Genomic DNA, 20,871 nt, shown 5'->3' on the forward strand with positions numbered 1-20,871 from the left:
GATGACCGACACCGCAGCCCTCATCCGCCTCAGCGCGGCCGACCTGTCCACGAAGCTCGCCTCGGGCGAGGTCTCGTCCGTCGAGGCGACGCAGGCGCACCTCGATCGCATCGCCGCCGTCGACGGAGACGTCCACGCGTTCCTCCACGTGAGCGACTCGGCTCTGGCCACCGCGGCCGACGTCGACCGTCGTCGGGCCGCCGGAGACGCGCTCGGCCCCCTGGCCGGCGTGCCGATCGCCGTCAAAGACGTCCTGTGCACCATCGACATGCCCTCGACGTCGGGCAGCCGCATCCTCGAGGGCTGGGTGCCGCCCTACGACGCCACCGTCGTCGCGAAGCTCCGCGCCGCCGACCTGATCCCGCTCGGCAAGACCAACATGGACGAGTTCGCCATGGGGTCGTCGACCGAGTTCTCGGCCTACGGCCCGACCCACAACCCCTGGTCGCTCGACCGCATCCCCGGCGGATCGGGCGGCGGGTCGGCCGCCGCCGTCGCGGCCTTCGAGGCCCCGCTGGCCCTGGGCAGCGACACCGGCGGATCGATCCGTCAGCCCGGTGCCGTGACGGGCACCGTCGGCGTCAAGCCCACCTACGGCTCGGTCAGCCGGTACGGCGCGATCGCGCTCGCCAGCTCGCTCGACCAGGTGGGTCCGGTCAGCCGCACGGTGCTCGACTCGGCCCTGCTGCACGACGTCATCAAGGGGCACGACCCCCGCGACTCCACGTCCTTGCGCGACGCCTGGCCCTCGTTCACCGAGGCGGCCCGCGCGGGTCTCGCCGGCGGCGCCCTCCAGGGCGTGCGCATCGGCGTCGTGAAGGAGCTCAACGGGGACGGGTTCCAGGGCGGAGTCAAGACGCGCTTCGCCGAGGCCCTCGAGCTGCTGTCGAACGCCGGCGCCGAGATCGTCGAGGTGTCCGCACCGAGCTTCGAGTACGCGATCAGCGCCTACTACCTGATCCTCCCCGCGGAGGCGTCGAGCAACCTCGCCAAGTTCGACTCGGTCCGATTCGGCATGCGCGTCGTCCCCGAGGGCGGCGGCACCGTCGAGGACGTGATGGCCGCGACCCGCGAGGCGGGCTTCGGTCCCGAGGTCAAGCGTCGGATCATCCTCGGCACCTATGCGCTCAGCGCCGGCTACTACGAGGCGTACTACGGCAGCGCGCAGAAGGTCCGGACCCTGGTGCAGCGCGACTTCGCGGCCGCGTTCGCCGACGTCGACGTGCTCGTCTCGCCGTCCGCCCCCACGACGGCGTTCCCGCTCGGATCGAAGATCGACGACCCGCTGGCGATGTACCTGAACGACATCACGACGATCCCGGCGAACCTCGCCGGCATCCCCGGCATCACGATCCCCATGGGCCTCGCCGACGAGGACGGCCTGCCGGTCGGCCTGCAGTTCATGGCGCCCGCCCGAGAGGACGCTCGCCTCTACACCTACGGCGCGGCTCTCGAGCAGCTGCTCGAGCAGAGCTGGGGTCGCACCCTCATCTCGCGCGCGCCCGATCTCAGCAGCACCGAACAGACCGCCGCCACCGAGGGAGTCATCTGATGGCCAAAGCAGACCTGATGGACTACGACGAGGCCCTCGAGCGGTTCGAGGTCGTGCTCGGCTTCGAGGTGCACGTCGAGCTCGCGACCAAGACCAAGATGTTCTCCGACGCCCCGAACTTCTTCGGCGGCGCCCCCAACACCAACGTCACCCCGGTCGACCTGGGCCTGCCCGGCTCGCTGCCCGTCGTCAACGAGCAGGCCGTGCGCTACTCGATCAGCCTGGGCCTGGCCCTCGGCTGCTCGATCGCCGAGAGCTCCCGGTTCGCCCGCAAGAACTACTTCTACCCCGACAACCCCAAGAACTACCAGGTCAGCCAGTTCGACGAGCCCATCGCGTTCGAGGGCGAGGTCGAGGTCGAGCTGCCCGACGGCACCGTCTTCCGGATCCCGATCGAGCGGGCCCACATGGAGGAGGACGCGGGCAAGCTGACGCACGTCGGCGGGTCCACCGGTCGCATCCAAGGGGCCGAGTACTCGCTCGTCGACTACAACCGCGCCGGCATCCCCCTCGTCGAGATCGTCACGAAGCCGATCATCGGCGCCGGAGCCCTCGGGCCGGAGCTGGGCGCGGCCTACGTGTCGACCATCCGCGACATCGTCCGGTCGCTCGGCGTCAGCGAGGCCCGCATGGAGCGCGGCAACCTCCGCTGCGACGCGAACGTGTCGCTGCGTCCGCACGGCCAGGAGAAGCTCGGCACGCGCACCGAGACCAAGAACGTCAACTCGTTCCGCTCGGTCGAGCGGGCCGTGCGCTACGAGATCCAGCGACAGGCCGCGATCCTCGCGGCCGGCGGCACGATCACGCAGGAGACCCGCCACTGGCATGAGGACACCGGTCGCACCTCGGCCGGCCGCCCGAAGAGCGACGCGGACGACTACCGCTACTTCCCCGAGCCCGACCTGCTGCCCGTCGTCCCGCCGCGCGAGCTGGTGGAGGAGCTCCGTCTCGCCCTGCCCGAGGCGCCGGTCGCCCTCCGCCGACGCCTCAAGGCCGAATGGGGCTTCGCCGACCTCGAGTTCCAGGACGTCGTGAACTCCGGTCTGCTCACCGAGCTGGTCGAGACGGTGCAGGCCGGAGCCGCGCCCCAGGCGGCGCGCAAGTGGTGGACGGGCGAGATCGCCCGCCTGGCCAACGCCCGCGGCGTCGAGCCGTCGAGCCTGGTCTCGCCGCTGCACGTCAGCGAGCTGATCGCGCTCGTCGAGAACGGCGACCTGACGGACCGGCTCGCCCGACAGGTGCTCGAAGGCGTCGTCGCCGGCGAGGGCAGCCCCGCCGAGGTCGTCGAGTCGCGGGGGCTGAAGGTCGTCTCCGACGACGGCGCCCTGATCGCGGCCATCGACGAGGCGCTCGCGGGCCAGCCCGACGTCCTCGCGAAGATCCGCGACGGCAAGGTGCAGGCGGCCGGTGCCGTGATCGGTGCCGTGATGAAGGCCATGAAGGGCCAGGCCGACGCGGCCCGGGTCCGCGAGCTCGTGCTCGAACGAGCACAGGCCTGACCGGCGTCGTCGTGAGCGACTCCGACGTCGAGCGCGAGGGCCACCCGGTCCGATGAGCATCCTCGGGTGGCTCCGGCCCGCCGCGCCCATGGGGGTGGCGGTCGTCGTGCTCGCGGGCGTCCTCGGCGCGGGCGGGCTGCTGCTGCCGTCGCGGGTCACCCTCGTGCACACGATCGACGGGGCGGGGGCGGTCTTCGCCAGCCGGTCCGACCTCCTGCTGGTCACGACCGTGCTGGCCCTCGTGATCGTCGTCGCGTACCTCGTGTCCGCGGCGGCCCTCGCCTGGACGCCGGTGCGCCACCTGTGGGTGCCGCGCCCCGCGTACTGGAAGACCCCCGCCCGCCGGCGGGAGCTCCGGCGGCGCCTCGCGACCTACCTGGCCCGGGGCACGGCGGCCGGGCTGCTCCTCCTCGCCGCGCTGGTCGTCGTGGCCCTGATCGCCCAGGACGGCGGCCCCGGCGCGCTCTGGTGGATACCCCTCGCCGTGTCCCTCGGCTACGTCGTGGCCATGATCGTCTGGCTGGTCTGGGTGGTCACGGCCGGGTTCGCCCCTGATCGCGCCGTCGAGGCCGCGTCCCCGATCTCCGCCGCCCGAGACGGCGCCCGCACCGGGGCGAGGCCCGGACGACCGGCCCCCGACCGCTCGAGCCCCCGAGGCGGCGACACCTGGACGGCGGGCGACGACGCCGGCCGTGCGGCGGCGACGCCGCGGACCGGGGCGGCGACGGCGCCCGCACCGCCCTCGGCCCGTCCGACCGCGGCGAAGCCGGGCGGCAGCGGCGACAGAGCGTCCACGAGCCCGCCCCGCCCCTACCAACCCCGACCCCCGCACCGAGGAGGCCCGCCCCGTGGATGACGACCGCTACGGTCACGACGTGTTGAGCGGCGACTGGAAGAAGTCCACGCGACCCGTCGCGACCCCCACCGACGCCGTCCGCGACCTCGTCGTCGAGGAGGTCGCGAGCGGCTTCACCGGCGCCGTCGTGCGGGTGTCCGCCGGTCTGGTCGAGCTCGAGGACTGGAAGGGCCGCGTCCGCGCGTTCCCTCTCGGCGGCTCGTTCCTGATCGACGGGTCGCCGGTCGCTCTGCGGGTGCCGCGCGCCGCGCCGGTCGGGCGCGCCCGGACGGCCTCCGGCTCGTTCGCGGTCGACGGAGCCCGCGCCCGGGTGGCCCGCGAGAGCCGGATCTTCGTCGAGGGCCGTCACGACGCCGAGCTGGTCGAGAAGGTCTGGGGCTCCGACCTGCGGATCGAGGGTGTCGTCGTCGAGTACCTCGAGGGCGTCGACCACCTCGCCGACGTGCTGGCCGAGTTCCGTCCGTCGGCCACCCGCCGCGTGGGCGTCCTCGTCGACCACCTGGTGGCCGGCTCGAAGGAGAGCCGGATCGCCGAGTCGATCGCCCGCGGCCCGGCCGGGCGGCACGTGCTCGTGGTCGGTCACCCGTTCGTCGACGTCTGGCAGTCGGTCAAGCCGGCCCGGCTCGGGCTCGCCGAGTGGCCCGCCGTCCCGCGGTCGATCGAGTGGAAGCACGGCATCTGCGACGCCCTCGGCTGGCCGCACGACGACCAGGCCGACATCGCCGCCGCCTGGCAGCGCATCCTCGCCCGGGTGCGCACCTTCGCCGACCTCGAGCCGGCCCTGCTGGGGCCCGTCGAGCGGCTGATCGACTTCGTGACGGTCGACTGAGCATCGCTCCGGAGCCGTCCGCGCTCGTCGTGGCGCGCGCCGCACACGTCCTCCCCACCGCCCCCCGCCGTCCGGGGCGGGGAATCGCCCGGGGGTGACGGGCGATCGACGCCCCCGGGCCCTAAGTTCGTGACATGGCCGATTCGATCGAAGGGCGCGTCCAGGGCGCCGTCGACGCGTGGCTCCGCTGGCTGCCGCGCTGGCGGATCGGCACGGCCCGGGGGCGGACCCGGGTCTGTCGACTCTGCCTCGGATCTCCGGTGGCGGCGGCCGCCGGATTCGACCACGACGTGCCGCATGCGGTGCAGCACGCCCTGCTCAACCGGCTCCGTCACATCGTCGACGACGAGGTCGACGTCTACACGACCCGCAATCTGCCTCTCGTGGACAGGGAGCTGCGGCGCGACGCCGCCGAGCCCGATCCGGCCGCCTACCGACCCGGCGAGGGCCTCGACCCGGAGTTCGAGGGCCTCGACGTCGACCCCGAGCCCGACCCGACCCAGCCGTTCCTGTTCACGCTGGCCGGACTCGCCGAGGAGGACGCGCCTCCCCGGGACCGCTCCTCGGGCGATCCGGTCGAGTACTCGGACGAGGCCAAGGAGGCGCTCCGCCGCGAGCTCGCCCTCGCCGACGACCAGGCGCAGGCCATCGGCACCACCGTCTGCTTCGCCCTGATCGCCCACCGCGACCGCATCGGCGACGCCGTCGAGCGGCTGGTGGACCCGCAGATCGACGAGCTGCTGTCCGAGCTGTCGCGCACCCTCGAACAGCCCAGCTGACCCCGCTCCCGCCCCGAAAGGCCGCCATGTCCGGTTCCGCCCCCGCTCGCCGCCGCGCCCCCTGGTGGGCGTTCGTCGCCGACGTCGCTCTCGTCGTCGCCTTCGTGCTCATCGGCCGGAGCAGTCATGCCGAGGCTCTCGATCCGACCGGAGCGGCGACCACGGCGTGGCCGTTCCTCGTCGGGCTGGTCGTGGGGTGGCTGAGCGTGCTCGGGGTGAGGTGGCCGCTGCCGGCCCTCACGTCGGGACTCGTCGTCTGGGTGGCCACGGTGGTGGTCGGCGTGCTGCTGCGGGTCGCCAGCGGTCAGGGCGTCCAGGTGAGCTTCGTCGTGGTCACCGTCATCGTGCTGGGGGTCTTCACGCTCGGCTGGCGCGCGCTCGCGGCGCTGATCGGGCGTCGGCGGCGATCCGCCCTCCGGTGACGCCCGCCCGTCGCGCCGTCGGGGTCAGCTCCGGCGCTTGACGCTGTTGTCGAGGCTGGGTTCGTCGGTGAGCACCAGGCCGGACGAGCTGTTCGACGAGGCCGTGAGCTCGGTCAGCCACTCGCGGCTGATCGACGGGACGCGGCCGCCCACGTACTTGAAGTAGAGGGGGATGCCGGGGTCGAGCCAGATGCTGCTGCGGCCGTCGCCGACCTTCTGCGTGTCGCGCCACGAGAAGAAGAACGACTCGCGACGACGCAGCTTGGTGGCGATGACGATCTGCAGGTGTTCGAGGGTGCGGTCCTCGAACTCGATCTCGATTCCCGAGGTGCCGTAGATGAGCGATCCCATGAGGTCCTGTTCCGTCGAGGAGTTACCGAGACGGACCCGGGTCGCGGGTGCGTGCTCGATGGTCAATCTACCCGGTCGGGAGCGGTTCCACGGGCTCGCCCCGACGAGTCGTCCGCGCGACCCGGGCGGTCGTCCAGCCTGGCCCGGCATACTCGAAGCGCCGATCCGAGCCCGACCCGAGCGGGCCCCGAACCGACCCAGGGATCCATGACCTCCATCGACGCCTCGAGCGCTGTCCTGTCCGCCTCCTCCGCCCCCGGCTCGCTGACCGAGAGCGGAGGCATCGTGGGCATCGCCTCGCGGGTGATCGACGCGCTCGGCGAGTGGGGCGTGGGGCTGCTCACCTTCATCGAGACGATCTTCCCGCCCATCCCCAGCGAGCTGATCCTCCCCCTGGCCGGAGCCCTCGCGGGCAGCGGCGACATGAACCTCGTGCTGCTCGTGGCCGTGACGACCCTGGGCGCGTACGTCGGGGCGCTCGTGCTGTACCTCCTCGGCGCCAAGCTGGGCCTCGAGCGCAGCATCCGCTGGCTGTCGAAGCTGCCGCTCGTCGATCGCGAGGACTTCGACAAGGCGGCGGGCTGGTTCCACCGGCACGGGCGCTCCGCCGTCTTCTTCGGCCGGTTCATCCCCGGCGTCCGCAGCCTCATCTCGCTCCCCGCCGGTGCCGACCGGATGCCCCTCGCGACGTTCTCGCTCTTCACCATCGTCGGCAGCGCGATCTGGAACACGCTCCTCATCGCCCTCGGCGCCGCCCTCGGCACGCAGTACGAGCTCATCGACGAGTACGCCAAGTACCTCGACTACGTCGTGTACGCGGCCATCGTCGGCGTGATCGTCTGGCTGATCGTCCGCGCCGTGCTGCGCCGCCGCCGTCGCGACGCCGCCGTCGACGACGTTCGCGGCTGATCCGCACCGCGCGCTCAGGCGCCGCGGGGCGGACGCCCGTACCGTCGGACACCCCGCCGGTGCCGCCGGCATCGGACCCGAACTCGAACGGAACGGAACGCTCATGGGATTCCTCGACAGGCTCCTCGGCCGAGACGACAGCACGCCGAGGCCGCGACAGCAGCAGACCGTCTACGACCAGCGGCCCTACGGCCAGCAGTCGTACGATCAGGCCCCTCCCTCCCGCCCGGCGGCCCCCGCCCCGGCCGCACCGCGCAGCGACGACGAGATCGCCGTCGAGCGCTACCGCTACCTGCTCCGCACGGCCCCTCCCGAGACGATCGAGCAGGTGCACGCCGAGGCCTTCCAGAAGCTCACGCCCGAGCAGCGGAGGCTCGTCTTCGACGAGCTGAGCGCGCAGTCGGCCTCGGGCGAGCAGCCGCGGGGCGACGACCCGCAGTCGCTGGCGCAGGCGGCGACGCGCTCCGAGCTCCGACAGCCCGGCACCCTCGAGCGGACGTTGGGCGGCGGCCGGCAGGGAGCAGCCGGCGCCCCGGGTCGCGGCGGTCCCGGCATCGGCTCGATGATCGGCGGATCCCTGCTCGGCACCGTGGCGGGCTTCGTGATCGGCTCGGCGCTGGTGAGCGCGTTCCTGCCCGACGCCGACGCGACGGCGGACGGCGGCGAGGGCGACGGCGGTGACGCGGGTGCCGACTCCGGCGACGCGGGTGCCGACGCGACGACCGCCGACGCCGGCGGCGACGCGGGAGGCGACTTCGGCGGCGGCGACGCGTTCGGCGGGGGCGACTTCGGCGGCGGCTTCGGGGACTTCGACATCTGACCCGGGCGCACCCGCGCGACGCCGGGCACGACCGAGGAGGCGCGATCGGGCCGGGACGCGCCTCCTCGGCTCCGAGGCGACTACCGTCGGAGGTCCTGCGACCGCAGGCCGCATTCGAGGAGAGTCATGACAACCAGCAGGATCGCCGTCGTCACCGGAGGCAGCGCAGGCCTCGGCCGCGCCACCGTCCGTGAGCTCGCCGCGCGGGGCTGGGACGTCGCCGTCCTCGCCCGGGGACAGGACGGCCTCGACGGCGCCACCGCCGACATCCGGGCCGCCGGACGCCGGGCGCTCGGGATCCCGACCGACGTGGCCGACCGCGCTCAGGTCGAGGCGGCCGCCGATCGGGTCGAGGCCGAATGGGGCCCCATCGACCTCTGGGTGAACGACGCCATGGTCGGCGTCTTCGGCGAGTTCCTCGAGACCGATCCCGACGACTTCGAACGCGCCACGGCCGTCAACTACTTCGGCTTCGTGAACGGCACGCGAGCCGCGCTGTCGCGCATGGTGCCGCGTGACCACGGCCACGTCGTCCAGGTCGGATCGGCGCTGGCCCACCGGGGCATCCCCCTCCAGGCGGCGTACTGCGCGGCCAAGCACGCCGTGCAGGGGTTCACGGAGTCGGTGACCACCGAGCTGCTGCACAACAAGAGCGCGGTGCGGATCTCGACCGTGGACATGCCGGCGCTCAACACGATCCAGTTCAACTGGGTGCGGACCACCCTGCCCGACCACCCGCAGCCGGTCGCGCCGATCTTCGAGCCCGAGGTCGGGGCCCGGGCCATCGCCGACGTCGCCGACCGGCCGCGCCGCCGATCGTGGATCGGAGAGCCCACGCTCGGGACCGTGCTCGGCAACCGCTTCGTGGCCGGCTGGCTCGACGTCTTCATGGCGAAGACCGGCTACTCGGGGCAGCAGGCGCCCGACAAGTCCGAGCCCATGCTGCCCGACAACCTCTACGAGCCGACGGCCGGCGACCACGGGGCCCGCGGCATCTTCAGCGATCGCGCCCACAGCTCGAGCCCGCAGATCTGGTACACCCGGAACCGACGGCTGAGCTACGGACTGGCCGTCGCCGCGGCCCTCGGAGCCGGGGCGGCGACGGTCCGGGCGGTGGCCGGGAGGCGCGGATGAGTCGCGCCTTCGACGCGTCCGTCGTCGGAGCCGGGCCGAACGGCCTCGCCGCCGCGGTCGTCCTGGCCCGGGCCGGTCTGCGGGTCCAGGTGCTCGAACGGGCGGCGACCATCGGCGGAGGCACGCGGACGGCCGAGCTCACGCTCCCCGGCTTCCGGCACGACATCTGCTCGGCGGTGCACCCGATGGCCATGGCCTCGGGCTTCTTCCGCCGATGGGGTCTCGAGCAGCGGGTCGAGATGATCGTCCCCGAGGTCTCGTACGCGCACCCCGTCGACGGCGGGACCGCCGGCGTGGCCTACCGCGACCTCGACCGCACGGTCGAGGGGCTCGGCGTCGACGGAGCCACCTGGCGACGGATGTTCGGCCGCCTCGTCGAGCTCGAGGACGAGATCTCGCAGTTCACGCTCTCGCCGATCCTCCAGGTGCCGCGCCACCCCGGCGCCGTGGTCGAGTTCGGACTCCGGATCCTGGCGCAGGGCGGACCCTGGTGGGACGCCGGCCTCGAGACCCGCGAGGCGAGGGCGCTGCTCGCCGGGGTGATGGCGCACGCCATCCGGCCGATGCCGAGCCTGTCGGCGTCCGCCGCCGGCCTCACGCTGGCCGTCCACGGTCACGGCCGGGGTTGGGCGCTGCCCCGGGGCGGCAGCCAGTCGATCGCCGATGCGCTGGCGGCCGACCTGGTCGCACACGGGGGAGTCATCGAGACGGACAGCGAGGTGACCGATCTCGGTCAGCTCGACGCCGACGTGGCCCTGCTCGACGTGACTCCCCGTCAGCTGATCTCGATCGCCGGCGACCGGCTCCCCGCCGGGTACCGACGGCGACTCGAGCGGTTCCGGTACGGCGGGGGAGCCTCCAAGGTCGACTTCGCGCTCAGCGGCCCCGTCCCGTGGTCGGTGCAGGAGCTCGCCGCCTCGCCGACCGTGCACCTCGGCGGTGACCGGGCCGACGTGGCGCGCGCCGAGCACGACGTGGCCAGGGGACGGCACTCCGACGACCCGTTCGTGCTCGTCGTGCAGCCCAGCGTGGTCGACGACACCCGGGCACCCGCCGGACAGCACTCGCTCTGGGCCTACGCCCACGTGCCCTCGGGCAGCACCCGCGACATGACCGAGGTGATCACGGCCCAGATCGAGCGGTTCGCCCCCGGGTTCCGCGAGCTGGTGCTCGCCTCGCACTCGTTCTCCGCCGACGAGCTCGAGGAGCACGACCCGAACTACATCGGCGGCGACATCGCGTCGGGAGCGCCGAGCCTCACGCAGCTCGTGGCGCGTCCGGTGCTCTCCACCGACCCGTGGCGCACGCCGGCGAAGGGCGTCTACCTGGCGTCGTCGTCGGTGCCCCCCGGACCGAGCGTGCACGGCATGGGAGGCGCCTACGCGGCGCGCAGCGCCCTCCGCCACGAGTTCGGCATCACCACCCTGCCCGCACTGGGCCCCGACCGGAAGGCGACGGCATGAGCACCGACCAGCGTTTCATCGAGGCGTCGCCCGACGACGTCTTCGCCGTCTTCGCCGACGGCTGGTCGTTCCCCAGCTGGGTCGTCGGGTCGTCGCGGATCCGCGACGTCGACGAGTCGTGGCCGTCCCTCGAAGCCAGGATCAGCCACTCGTTCGGGGTCTGGCCCGCCGTCATCGACGACACCACGAGCATCGTCGAATGGGACCCTCCGCGTCGTGTCGTGCTCCTCGCGCGGGGATGGCCGATGGGGGAGGCGCGGGTCGCCTTCACCGTGCGGCCGCGCACGGGAGGATGCCACGTCACGATGGTCGAGGACGCCGTCTCCGGGCCGGGCGCCGTCGTGCCCCGCCCGCTGATGGACATCCCCCTCGGCATCCGCAACCGCGAGACGCTGCAGCGCCTGGCCTGGCTGGCCGAAGGACGCCGCGGCGACACCGTGGGGTGAGTCCGCACGAGAGGACGCCCCGCCCCGGACCGGGGCGGGGCGTCCTGTCGTGCGGGGCGTCAGTGACCGAGCAGCTCGTCGCGCACCTTGCGGCGCAGCACCTTGCCGATCAGCGACGTCGGGAGGGCGTCGACGACGACGATGCGACGCGGCACCTTGTAGGGCGTGAGGTTCTGCCGTGCGAAGGCGCGCAGCGCGGCGGTGTCGACCTCGACGCCGGGCGCCACGACGATGGCGGCCGCCACCTGCTCGCCGCCGGGGCTCGGCATCCCGACGACGGCCGCGTCGAGGACGCCCTCGAAGCGCGTGAGGACCTCCTCGACCTCGGACGGCGACACGTTGAACCCGCCCGTGATGATGAGCTCCTTGATGCGATCGACCACGCGGACGAACCCGTCGGGGTCGAGGGTGACGATGTCGCCGGTGCGGAACCAGTCGCCGTCGACGAACACCTCGCCGGTCGCCTGCGGCTTGCGGTAGTACCCGGTGAACACCTGCGGGCCGCGGACGATCAGCTCGCCCGGCTCGCCGGCGGGCACGTCGACGGTGGGGTCGTCGGGGTCGACCACCCTGACCTCGGTGCTCGGCAGGGGCAGACCGACGGTGCCGGCCCGACGGGTCGGCCCCACGGGGTTGGCCATCAGCACGGGCGAGCACTCGGAGAGCCCGTACCCCTCGACCAGCCAGCCGCCCGACTCGGCCTCCCACGGCTCGACGACGTCGGCCGAGAGCGGCATGGCGCCCGAGATCGCGACCTCGACGCCCTGCAGGGAGACGCCGGCCTCGTCGGCCGCCTTGCGCAGACGCGTGTAGATCGGCGGGACGGCGGGCAGGAAGGTCGGCGGACGCTTCTTCATGACCTTGAGCACGAGCGCCGGGTCGAAGGCGGGGAACAGCACGAGACGGGCGCCCATGCTCATCGCGAAGGTGAGGCACAGCGTCAGCCCGTAGGCGTGGAACATGGGCAGCACGGCGTAGACCGTGCAGGCGCCCTGCTCGATCGTGGGCACCCAGGCCCGCGACTGCGCCGCGTTCGACAGGAGGTTGCGGTGGGTCAGCTGGGCGCCCTTCGGCGTGCCCGTGGTGCCGCTGGTGTACTGGATGACGGCGAGGTCGTCGGTGTCCGGACGGGGGTGCTTGGCCCGGATCGGGCGCGAGGAGACGATGGACTCCCAGGGGGTGGTGCCGTGCACGGGAGCGAACAGGCGGTCACGGGACTGGCGAGCCTTGGGCACCGGCAGTCGGAGGGCCGCCCGGGTGGCGAAGGGCATCGCCCGCGTGACGTCGACCGAGACGACGTGGTCGACCGCGACGTCGGACGGGAACGCCTGGATGGTGTCGACGACCTTGTTCCAGGCGATGGCGACCTTGGCCCCGTGGTCCTCGAACTGGTGGCGGAGCTCGCGGGGAGTGTAGAGCGGGTTGTGCTCGACGACCACGGCGCCGAGGCGCAGCACCGCGTAGAACGCGACGACGTGCTGGGGTCCGTTCGGGAGCACGAGGGCGACCGTGTCGCCGTGCTCGACTCCGAGCCTGCGGAGGCCCTCGGCGGCACGGGCGATCTGCTCGACGAGCTCGCGGTACGTGGTCGTCGCGCCGAAGTACTCGAGGGCCACGGCCTTCGGGTAGCGCCGCGCGCTCTCGTCGACGAGGTCGAGGAGCGAGCCCGTCACGGGCTCGATGTCGTGGGGGACGTCGGGAGCGTACGAGTCAAGCCAGGGACGAGGGGTGTCGATGGTCACCCCCACACTCTAGGCGGATCGCGCGCGGCGCCCTGTCCGATTCGCGAACACTCGGCGGTCACGGTCCCCTCCTGGGAAGTCGCCCCCGGCGACGGGCGTTGGATCGGAGAGCATCGCACCCCGACGAGAGGAACACTGTGAGCAAGGTCTGGTTCATCACCGGAGCATCCAAGGGATTCGGCCGCGAGTGGGCGGAAGCCGCCCTCGAACGCGGCGACCGGGTCGCCGGCACCGCCCGGAAGCTCGACGACGTGGCGCCGCTCATCGAGCGGTACGGCGACGCCTTCCTGCCGATCCAGCTCGACGTCACCGATCGCGCCGCCGACATCGCCGCGGTCCAGGAGGCCGCCGAGACCTTCGGGCGCCTCGACGTCGTCGTCAACAACGCCGGCTACGGCCACTTCGGCATGGTGGAGGAGATCACCGAGGACGAGGCGCGCGGCCAGCTCGAGACGAACCTGTTCGGCGCGCTCTGGATCTCGCAGGCCGCGCTGCCCATCATGCGCGAGCAGGGTTCGGGTCACATCATCCAGGTCTCGAGCATCGGCGGCATCAGCGCCTTCCCGACCGTGGGCATCTACCACGCGTCGAAGTGGGCGCTCGAGGGATTCAGCCAGTCGCTCGCCCAGGAGGTCGCGGGCTTCGGCATCTCGGTCACCCTGGTCGAGCCCGGCGGGTTCAGCACCGACTGGTCCGGCCCGTCCGCCTCGCGCAGCGAGGAGATCGAGGCCTACGCCGACGTCCGCGAGGCCGCCTCGAAGCGTCCGTCGGCCGCCGACCCGGGCGACCCCACCGCCACGCGCGGGGCGATCCTGAAGGTCGTCGACGCCGACGAGCCGCCGCTGCGGATCTTCTTCGGCAAGGCGCCCCTCGAGATCGCCACGAAGGACTACGAGTCGCGCCTGAGGACCTGGAACGAGTGGCAGCCCGTCTCCATCGAGGCGCACGGGAACTGACGTCCGCGGTCCGTCCGACGCCGCGCCTCCTCGGGTGGATCCCCGGGAGGCGCGGCGTCGGTCCGTCTCCGCCGGACGCCCCCGCGGCGGCCCGGCCCGGGCGCTCAGCTGGCGAGGCGCATGATCGGGACATGGCCGCATTGACAGAACCGCTGCGCGCCCGGCTGCAGTACACCTTCAACGGGCAGTACACCGGGACCCCCCAATGGATCACCGACCTCGAGAAGGGCGACGACGAGGGGTTCTTCCTGCCGGGGTCGGCCGTCTGGGCCGTGCACGGCGCCATGTCGACCATCGCCGCCGGCGTCAGAGCCCTGCTCGTGCAGGCGCTGCACCCGGGCGCTCTCGCCGGGGTCCACGACCACTCCCGGTTCCGCGAGGACCCGCTCGGGCGACTCGCCGGCACCATCCGGTGGATCTACACCGTCACCTACGGCAGCCGGGACGCGGCGACCCAGGCGTCGAACTGGGTCTCCCGCCTGCACACCAGGGTCGTCGGGCAGTACGACGACCGGCACGGCGTCCGACACGACTACGCCGCGAACGATCCCGAGCTGCTCAGCTGGGTGCACATGGCCTTCGCGGACTCGTTCCTCGCCGCCTTCCAGGAGTGGGGCTCGGGGGAGATCCCCGGCGGTCCCGACGCCTACGTGCGCGAGTGGGCCGTCGCCGGCGAGCTCATGGGCGTGCCGAACCCGCCCCGGACGGCCGCCGAGATGCAGAGTCAGCTGATGGACTTCGACCGCCGTGGCATCCTCGAGCGCACCGACCGCACCGCCGACGTCGTGCGGTTCATCCGCCGCCCGCCGCTGTTCCCGGTGCTGCGGCTCGGATACCCGCTGCTGTTCAACGGCGCGGTCGCCACGCTCCAGCCGCGGTTCCGCGAGCTGCTCGACCTCCGTCCGCCGCACGTCGGGCCGGTGCCGCTGCCCGCGTCCGGGCCGGCCGGGGCCACCCTGCGGGGGATCGGCGCCGTCCTCGGGCCCCGACCCGTCGCCGAGAGCCACGCCCGCGCTCGACTCGAACGACTCGGATGGGCGTCGGTCTGATCGTCGGCCTCGGGCTGAGAGGATGAGGCCGTGACCGACACCGCGCCTCCTCGCCGCCACCGGCCGTTCCGCCTCCTGCGCGACGTCGTCGTGGTGGTGCTCATCGCCCTGCTCGTCTCGTGGGGCGTGCGCACGTACCTCGTGCGATCGTTCTACATCCCGTCGGCCTCGATGGAGACGACGCTGATGATCGGCGACCGGCTGGTCGTGAACGTGCTCGCGTCGAGCGTCATGCCGCTGCACCACGGCGACATCGTGGTCTTCAGCGACCCGGGCGGCTGGTTGCCGGGAGCGCCGGACCAGGACCTCGTGAAGCGCGTGATCGGGCTTCCGGGCGACACCGTCTCGTGCTGCGACGCCGAGGGACGCGTCCTGGTGAACGGCGAGCCGATCGACGAGCCCTACATCACGGTGCCCGACGGCGACCCGGCCTCGCTCACCCCGTTCGACGTCACCGTGCCGGAGGGCGCCCTGTGGGTGCTCGGGGACAACCGCGAGGACTCGGCCGACTCGAGGGCCCACCAGAGCGGGCCCTACGACGGGTTCGTGCCCGAGGACAACGTGATCGGCCGGGCGTTCGTGATCTTCTGGCCCTTCGACCGGATCCGCTGGCTCTAGCGGATCAGCCCGCGGCGATCAGCGCGTCGCGCACCTGGCGCCGCAGCACCTTGCCGATCAGCGACTTGGGCAGCTCGTCGACGACGACCACGCGGCGGGGCACCTTGTAGGCCGCCAGCCGTCCGCGGCACCAGTCGCGGACGGCGTCCTCGTCGAGCGCGGCGCCCCGCGCGAGCACCACGGCGGCCACGACGTCCTCGCCGCCCTCGGCCCGCGGGACGCCGACGACGGCGGCCTCGGCGATGCCGTCGGCGCCGAGCACGGCCTCCTCGACCTCCGACGGGGCGACGTTGAAGCCGCCCGTGACGATGAGCTCCTTGATGCGGTCGACGATCGTCACGTAGCCGTCGGCGCTCATGCTGACGATGTCGCCGGTGCGGAACCAGCCGCCCTCGAGGAACGCCTCGGCGGTCTCGTCCGGACGGTTCCAGTAGCCGCGGAACACCTGGGGACCCCGCAGCAGCAGTTCGCCGGCCGCCCCGGGAGGCACGGGCCGGGTCGGGTCGGGATCGTCGCGATCCACGACCATCGCCTCGGTCGACGGGAACGGCACGCCGACGGTGCCGACCCGCCTGGTCGGCCCGATGGGGTTGCCGAGCGCCACGGGCGACGTCTCGGTGAGGCCGAACCCCTCGACGAGCATGCCGCCCGTGACACCCTCCCAGGCGGAGACCACCGGGGTGGGCAGGTTCATCGCGCCCGAGATGGCGAACCGGGCGGCGGACAGGTCGACGCCGCGCTCGCGGGCCGCGTCGGCCAGGCGCTGGTAGATGGGAGGCACGGCCGGCAGGAAGGTCGGCGGGTGCTTCCTGGCCGCCTTGAGCACGAGGTCGACGTCGAACTTCGGGAACAGCACGAGCCGCGCCCCGATGCTCATCGCGAAGGTGAGGCAGAGGGTCAGCCCGTAGGCGTGGAAGAACGGCAGCACGCCGTAGACGGTCTCCTCGCCGTCGACGAGCCCGGGCACCCAGGCGCGCCCCTGGGCGGCGTTGCTGCGGAGATTGCGGTGCGTCAGGATCGCGCCCTTCGGCGAGCCGGTCGTGCCGCTGGTGTACTGCAGCAGGGCGACGTCGTCGACGTCGGGGCGCGGGTGCTTCCTCCGGATCGGCCTGTTCGCCAGGAGGTCCTCCCAGGTGGCGTCGCCGGTGGCGCCGTCGGTCAGGGCGGCCCGCGACGACTTCGCCGCCGGGACGGGGAGCTTGAGCGCGAGGCGGGTGCCGAGCGGCATGCCGCGGGTCACGTCGACCGAGACGATCGTGCGGAGCCCCAGGTCGGCGGGCAGGGCGCGGAGCCGGTCGACGAGCTTGTCCCAGGCGATCGCGATCGTCGCGGTGTGGTCCTCGAAGAGGTGGCGGAGCTCGCGGTCCGTGTAGAGCGGGTTGTGCTCGACCACGACGGCGCCGAGCCGCAGCACGGCGTAGAACGCGATCACGTGCTGCGGGCTGTTGGGGACGATCAGGGCGACGCGGTCGCCGGGGCCGACGCCGAGCCTCCTCAGGCCCTCCGCCGCGCGCGCGATCCGATCGCCCAGATCGCGGTAGCTGGTCTCGCGTCCGAAGAACTCGAGCGCCGGCCGGGTGCGGTACGCGGCGACGGCGTCGTCGATGAGGTCGACGAGACTGCCCGTGACGGGCTCGATGTCGGCGGGGACGTCGGGGGCGTAGCTGTGCAGCCAAGGGCGATCGATCGGGACGGTCATGCCATGAGCATGCCAGGGCAGGGTGATGAACCCCCGGGAGGCGCGGGTCGGCTCAGCGGGCGTCGCGACCGGTCAGCGCCAGCAGCCGGACGCGCAGGGGCGCGTCGTCGTCGACCGGCACCGGCGAGGCGAAGAGGCCCGAGGCCTCGAGAGCGTCCTTCTGGGGCTCGAACACGCCCCACACGGCCTCGACCAGCTCGTCGTCGAGCTCCTCGTCGGTGCCGACGGCGCGGGCGAGGTCCCAGGTGTGGATCGTGACGTCGGCGACCTGCTCGGCGAGGTACTCGGTGACCGAGACGACGTCGGCGCTCAGGCGGACCTCGGCGTCGGGGTCGGCCTCGCGCCAGGCCGCGGTCGCCGCGCCCGACCAGCGGTGCCAGGCCTCGAGGAGGTCGTCGCCGAGGGGCTCGATCGCGTTCTCGGCCTCGGCCGGGTCGCCGCCCTCGAGCAGGATCGGCACCCACTGCTGCTCGCGCGTGACGTGGCGGACGAGGTCGCGGACCTTCCACTCGGTGTCGGGGGTGGGGGCGTCCCAGTCCGCGACCGCCTCGACGCGGCGGGCGAACTCGTCGTGGGCGGTCTTCTGCAGCGTGATCCAGTCGACGGTCATGGGAGTCCTCTCGGGATGGGGCGGTGACACTCGGCGACAACCCCGACGGGACGCGCATTGTTCCTGAGGCTAGCGCGGCGGGTCGGCTAGGGTCGTGGCATGACCCTCGGCCTCGCTCCGCTGGCGCCCCTCGTGGCGTTCGTCGAGGCCGTGCTCGCGGGCGGCGGCGGGCCGCTCTCCGCGGTCGTGCTCGTCGGCCTCCTCGGCGCCGCCACGGCCCTCGTGGCGATCGGCGTCGCGCAGGTCGTGCTGACCCTCTGCGGGCTGGCCGGGGCGGTGCCCGAGGTGCCCCTCCGCGAAGAGGCCGGCACGCGCCTCCTCGTCTGGCGTCGCGACCCCGACGCACGCGGACACGTGCGCTCGCGGGCGCCGGGGCGGGCCCCCTCGGCCGCCTGAGCGATCCGGCCGACTCCGGCTCGCTCGCGTCGACCCGTCGGTCGACCGCGGCCAGAAGACACCCACCGTCTCTCTGACCGAGGAGTCCTCATGGACCTGTCCACCTTCCCGCCCATCGCCGTCGTGCTCGACGGCCTCTATTCGATCGTCACCGCGCTCGGCGAGCTCGTCTCGCCGTTCGCGGGGGAGGCCGGCGCCGCACTCGGCGTCGTGCTCTTCACCCTCCTCGTCCGGCTGGTGCTCGTGCCCGTCGGGGTGTCGCAGGTGCGTGCGGAGGTGGGTCGCCGTCGCCTCGCTCCCGCGATCGCCGACCTGAACCGACGCATCACCGACCCCCCGGCGCGCAGTCGGGCCCTGATGGCGCTCTACTCGTCCGAGAAGGTGTCGCCGCTCGCCGGGTGCCTGCCGACCCTGGCGCAGGCGCCCGTGCTGACGGCCGTCTACTCGCTGTTCGTCCACGCCGACATCGCCGGCCACGCCAACGCGTTGCTGACCCACACGCTCGGGGGAGCGGCTCTCGGCGCCAACCTCTTCGCGACGCTCGGCGCGGGGCTCGCCGCGGTCTGGCCGTACGCCGTGCTGCTGGTGCTGCTCGCGATCGTGGTCGAGCTCAGCCGACGCGCCACCCTGCGGTTCACCGGGCCGGCCGCCACGCCGGCCGCCGGCCCCGGAAAGGAGGCGCTGCCCGGCATGACGGGGCTGCTGCGCTGGCTGCCCTTCCTCAGCGTCGCCTTCGCGGCGTTCGCCCCGCTCGCCGCCGGTCTCTACCTCGTGACGAGCGCCGCCTGGACGCTCGGGGAGCGCGCGGTGCTGCGGCGGGTGCTCACGCGAGCCTGAGCGGGACGCCGGCGGCGGCCGGCACGACGGAGGGCCCGCACTCGACTGGCGAGTGCGGGCCCTCCGGGGGTGCTGCTGCTTACGCGGCGAGCGTGAACTGGATCTCGAGCGTGACGGTGACGTCGTTGCCGAGGGTGAAGCCGCCGGCCTCGAGGGCGGCGTTCCAGGTGACGCCGAACTCGGTGCGGTCGATCTTGGTCGTGGCCGAGAAGCCGAGCTTGGTCTGGCCGTAGCCGTCGACGACGAGGCCGCCGAACTCGCTCTTCAGGGTGACGGGCTTGGTGACGCCGCGCAGGGTCAGGTCGCCGTGCACGAGGAACGCGTCGTCGCCCTTCTCCTCGATGCTGGTCGACACGAAGGTCATCTTGGGGTGCTCGCCGGCGAGGAAGAAGTCGCCGCTCTGCAGGTGACCGTCGCGGTCCTTCTGGTTGGTGTTGACCGAGGCCACGTCGATCGACGCGGTGACCTTGGAGGCCGTGTGGTCCTCGGCGGTGACGAGCGAGGCGTCGAAGGACTCGAACGAGCCCTTGACCTTGCTGATGGCCAGGTGACGGACGCTGAACGAGACCTCGCTGTGCGTGGGGTCGAGGTTCCAGGTGCCGGCGGGGATCTTCTCTGCGGTGATGCTCATGGTGTTCTCCTGTCGTGAAGGTCAGAGGTTCGGTGACGTGTCACCGAAGGTGGTACGAGTATATGCAAGCGCATCCACCGATGGGTAATTCCCGTGACGGGATGTGACGGCTCAGGCGGGACGCTCGTCGGGCGAGACCGTCTTGGCCGGATCGGTCTCGGCGAGGTCGCCGAGGGCGTCGTCGATCGCCGTCATGACCTCGGCCGGCAGGCGGACGCCGGCGGCCTTGACGTTGTCGGCCACCTGCTCGGGACGCGAGGCGCCGATGATCGCCGACGAGACGTTGTCGTTCTGCAGCACCCACGCGATGGCGAGCTGGGCCATCGAGAGGCCGAGATCGGCCGCGATCGGCTCGAGCTTCGCGACGCCGGTGAGCACCTCGTCGGTGAGGAAGCGCTTGATCGTGCTCGCGCCTCCCTTGTCGTCCGTGGCGCGGCTGCCCGCGGGCAGCTCGGCGCCGGGCTTGTACTTGCCCGTCAGCACGCCCTGGGCGACCGGCGACCAGACGATCTGGCCGAGGCCGTGCTGCTTGCTGGTGGGGACGACCTCCTGCTCGATGACGCGCCAGAGCATGGAGTACTGGGGCTGGTTCGAGATCAGCTGGACGCCGTGCTTCACCGCGAGCTCGTGACCCGCGCGGATCTGATCGGCGTTCCACTCGCTGACGCCGATGTAGAGGGCCTTGCCCTGGCGGACGACGTCGGCGAAGGCCTGCATGGTCTCCTCCAGCGGCGTCTCGCTGTCGTAGCGGTGCGCCTGGTAGAGGTCGACGTAGTCGGTTCCGAGGCGCTGCAGCGACCCGTCGATCGACTCCAGGATGTGCTTGCGACTGAGCCCGACGTCGTTGTGGCCGCGGGGCCCGGTGGGCCAGTAGACCTTCGTGAAGATCTCGAGCGACTCGCGACGCTCACCCTTGAGCGCGTCGCCGAGCACCTGCTCCGCCGCCGTGTTGGCGTAGGCGTCGGCGGTGTCGAACGTCGAGATGCCGGCGTCGAGGGCGGCGCGGACGCACTGCGTCGCGACGTCGTTCTCGACCTGGGAGGCGTGGGTCAACCAGTTGCCGTAGGTGATCTCGGAGATCTTGAGGCCGCTGTTGCCGAGGTATCTGAATTCCATGTCGCCACGGTACGCGGTACGGCTTTCCGCCGTCTGTTCCGCCCGCGTCGCCGAGGTGAACGGATCCGGCCCCTGTTCGGGGGACGTTAACGGCAGATGACGGGAACCTGGCAATCGGAGAGAAACCGCGTACCCCGACCAAACCGCCCCCGCGTGT

Annotated in this window: 22 protein-coding genes; 16 read left to right on the plus strand and 6 right to left on the minus strand. The window is 72.6% G+C overall.

Translation table 11 applies throughout. The features are described from left to right. Position 1 precedes the first annotated feature (1 nt). The 6 genes from gatA to FFA01_RS06895 all read left to right on the plus strand — a co-directional run bounded on the left by gatA (position 2) and on the right by FFA01_RS06895 (position 5,937). The gene (gene gatA / locus FFA01_RS06870; RefSeq protein ID WP_146854333.1) at positions 2 to 1,552 is read left to right on the plus strand and encodes an Asp-tRNA(Asn)/Glu-tRNA(Gln) amidotransferase subunit GatA; all 1,551 of its coding nucleotides are present in this window, start codon (positions 2 to 4) and stop codon (positions 1,550 to 1,552) included. After that, positions 1,552 to 3,051, plus strand: coding sequence for an Asp-tRNA(Asn)/Glu-tRNA(Gln) amidotransferase subunit GatB (gene gatB / locus FFA01_RS06875; RefSeq protein ID WP_146854335.1), 1,500 nt, complete (start codon positions 1,552 to 1,554; stop codon positions 3,049 to 3,051). The genes gatA and gatB overlap by 1 nt, the downstream gene beginning before the upstream one ends. Before the next feature lie 52 nt (positions 3,052 to 3,103). Continuing rightward, positions 3,104 to 3,907, plus strand: coding sequence for a hypothetical protein (locus FFA01_RS16110; RefSeq protein ID WP_146854337.1), 804 nt, complete (start codon positions 3,104 to 3,106; stop codon positions 3,905 to 3,907). Beyond that, entirely contained in the window at positions 3,900 to 4,736 is an 837-nt protein-coding gene (locus FFA01_RS06885; protein ID WP_146854339.1) for a DUF3097 domain-containing protein, read from the plus strand. Before FFA01_RS16110 ends, FFA01_RS06885 begins: the two co-directional genes overlap by 8 nt. Positions 4,737 to 4,870: 134 nt before the next feature. Further along, the gene (locus tag FFA01_RS06890) at positions 4,871 to 5,515 is read left to right on the plus strand and encodes a spermidine/putrescine ABC transporter substrate-binding protein (protein WP_146854341.1); all 645 of its coding nucleotides are present in this window, start codon (positions 4,871 to 4,873) and stop codon (positions 5,513 to 5,515) included. A 26-nt stretch (positions 5,516 to 5,541) separates the two neighbouring features. Next, positions 5,542 to 5,937: a DUF3054 domain-containing protein gene (locus tag FFA01_RS06895; protein ID WP_146854343.1), complete on the plus strand. Its 396-nt coding sequence runs from the start codon at positions 5,542 to 5,544 to the stop codon at positions 5,935 to 5,937. 24 nt (positions 5,938 to 5,961) lie between these two features. Here the strand turns inward: FFA01_RS06895 and FFA01_RS06900 are convergent, their stop codons facing one another. After that, on the minus strand, positions 5,962 to 6,288 hold the full coding sequence (locus FFA01_RS06900) for a DUF7882 family protein (protein ID WP_146854345.1): 327 nt from the start codon (positions 6,286 to 6,288) through the stop codon (positions 5,962 to 5,964). Positions 6,289 to 6,495: 207 nt separating this feature from the next. Here FFA01_RS06900 and FFA01_RS06905 point away from each other — a divergent pair, with 207 nt between their 5' ends. The 5 genes from FFA01_RS06905 (at position 6,496) to FFA01_RS06925 (ending at position 11,060) form a co-directional block, all read left to right on the plus strand. Further along, positions 6,496 to 7,197 (plus strand): DedA family protein, encoded by a 702-nt coding sequence (locus FFA01_RS06905; RefSeq protein WP_146854347.1) that lies wholly within the window; start codon positions 6,496 to 6,498, stop codon positions 7,195 to 7,197. A gap of 103 nt (positions 7,198 to 7,300) precedes the next feature. Next, complete coding sequence (locus FFA01_RS06910) at positions 7,301 to 8,017, plus strand: hypothetical protein (RefSeq protein WP_146854349.1); 717 nt, start codon at positions 7,301 to 7,303, stop codon at positions 8,015 to 8,017. Between the two features lie 126 nt (positions 8,018 to 8,143). Beyond that, positions 8,144 to 9,151, plus strand: coding sequence for an SDR family oxidoreductase (locus tag FFA01_RS06915; protein WP_146854351.1), 1,008 nt, complete (start codon positions 8,144 to 8,146; stop codon positions 9,149 to 9,151). After that, entirely contained in the window at positions 9,148 to 10,614 is a 1,467-nt protein-coding gene (locus tag FFA01_RS06920; protein ID WP_146854353.1) for a phytoene desaturase family protein, read from the plus strand. The genes FFA01_RS06915 and FFA01_RS06920 overlap by 4 nt, the downstream gene beginning before the upstream one ends. Continuing rightward, complete coding sequence (locus tag FFA01_RS06925; RefSeq protein WP_146854355.1) at positions 10,611 to 11,060, plus strand: SRPBCC family protein; 450 nt, start codon at positions 10,611 to 10,613, stop codon at positions 11,058 to 11,060. The genes FFA01_RS06920 and FFA01_RS06925 overlap by 4 nt, the downstream gene beginning before the upstream one ends. Positions 11,061 to 11,119: 59 nt before the next feature. Here FFA01_RS06925 and FFA01_RS06930 read toward each other — a convergent pair whose 3' ends face one another. Further along, entirely contained in the window at positions 11,120 to 12,802 is a 1,683-nt protein-coding gene (locus FFA01_RS06930) for a long-chain-fatty-acid--CoA ligase (protein WP_146854357.1), read from the minus strand. A 137-nt stretch (positions 12,803 to 12,939) separates the two neighbouring features. On the opposite strand from FFA01_RS06930, the gene FFA01_RS06935 reads away from it, so the two are divergent. The 3 genes from FFA01_RS06935 (at position 12,940) to lepB (ending at position 15,425) form a co-directional block, all read left to right on the plus strand. After that, on the plus strand, positions 12,940 to 13,758 hold the full coding sequence (locus tag FFA01_RS06935) for an SDR family oxidoreductase (RefSeq protein ID WP_146854359.1): 819 nt from the start codon (positions 12,940 to 12,942) through the stop codon (positions 13,756 to 13,758). A gap of 131 nt (positions 13,759 to 13,889) precedes the next feature. After that, positions 13,890 to 14,807, plus strand: a complete 918-nt coding sequence (locus FFA01_RS06940) for an oxygenase MpaB family protein (RefSeq protein WP_146854361.1) — start codon at positions 13,890 to 13,892, stop codon at positions 14,805 to 14,807. Between the two features lie 30 nt (positions 14,808 to 14,837). Further along, on the plus strand, positions 14,838 to 15,425 hold the full coding sequence (gene lepB, locus FFA01_RS06945; RefSeq protein ID WP_146854363.1) for a signal peptidase I: 588 nt from the start codon (positions 14,838 to 14,840) through the stop codon (positions 15,423 to 15,425). 4 nt (positions 15,426 to 15,429) lie between these two features. Here lepB and FFA01_RS06950 read toward each other — a convergent pair whose 3' ends face one another. Both FFA01_RS06950 and FFA01_RS06955 read right to left on the minus strand, forming a co-directional pair. Further along, the gene (locus FFA01_RS06950; protein WP_146854365.1) at positions 15,430 to 17,124 is read right to left on the minus strand and encodes a long-chain-fatty-acid--CoA ligase; all 1,695 of its coding nucleotides are present in this window, start codon (positions 17,122 to 17,124) and stop codon (positions 15,430 to 15,432) included. 52 nt (positions 17,125 to 17,176) lie between these two features. Beyond that, entirely contained in the window at positions 17,177 to 17,734 is a 558-nt protein-coding gene (locus tag FFA01_RS06955) for a TIGR03086 family metal-binding protein (protein WP_146854367.1), read from the minus strand. A gap of 99 nt (positions 17,735 to 17,833) precedes the next feature. On the opposite strand from FFA01_RS06955, the gene FFA01_RS06960 reads away from it, so the two are divergent. Both FFA01_RS06960 and yidC read left to right on the plus strand, forming a co-directional pair. Beyond that, a complete protein-coding gene (locus tag FFA01_RS06960) occupies positions 17,834 to 18,130 on the plus strand; it encodes a DUF6412 domain-containing protein (protein ID WP_146854369.1) in 297 nt (98 codons plus the stop codon). 90 nt (positions 18,131 to 18,220) lie between these two features. After that, a complete protein-coding gene (gene yidC, locus FFA01_RS06965; RefSeq protein WP_146854371.1) occupies positions 18,221 to 18,967 on the plus strand; it encodes a membrane protein insertase YidC in 747 nt (248 codons plus the stop codon). A 79-nt stretch (positions 18,968 to 19,046) separates the two neighbouring features. Here the strand turns inward: yidC and FFA01_RS06970 are convergent, their stop codons facing one another. Together FFA01_RS06970 and FFA01_RS06975 are read right to left on the minus strand one after the other, a co-directional pair. Beyond that, positions 19,047 to 19,598, minus strand: a complete 552-nt coding sequence (locus tag FFA01_RS06970; RefSeq protein ID WP_146854373.1) for a YceI family protein — start codon at positions 19,596 to 19,598, stop codon at positions 19,047 to 19,049. 111 nt (positions 19,599 to 19,709) lie between these two features. Continuing rightward, a complete protein-coding gene (locus tag FFA01_RS06975; protein WP_146854375.1) occupies positions 19,710 to 20,714 on the minus strand; it encodes an aldo/keto reductase family protein in 1,005 nt (334 codons plus the stop codon). Positions 20,715 to 20,871: the final 157 nt, after the last annotated feature.

The organism is Frigoribacterium faeni (assembly GCF_007988805.1).
GTDB classification, from domain to species: domain Bacteria; phylum Actinomycetota; class Actinomycetes; order Actinomycetales; family Microbacteriaceae; genus Frigoribacterium; species Frigoribacterium faeni.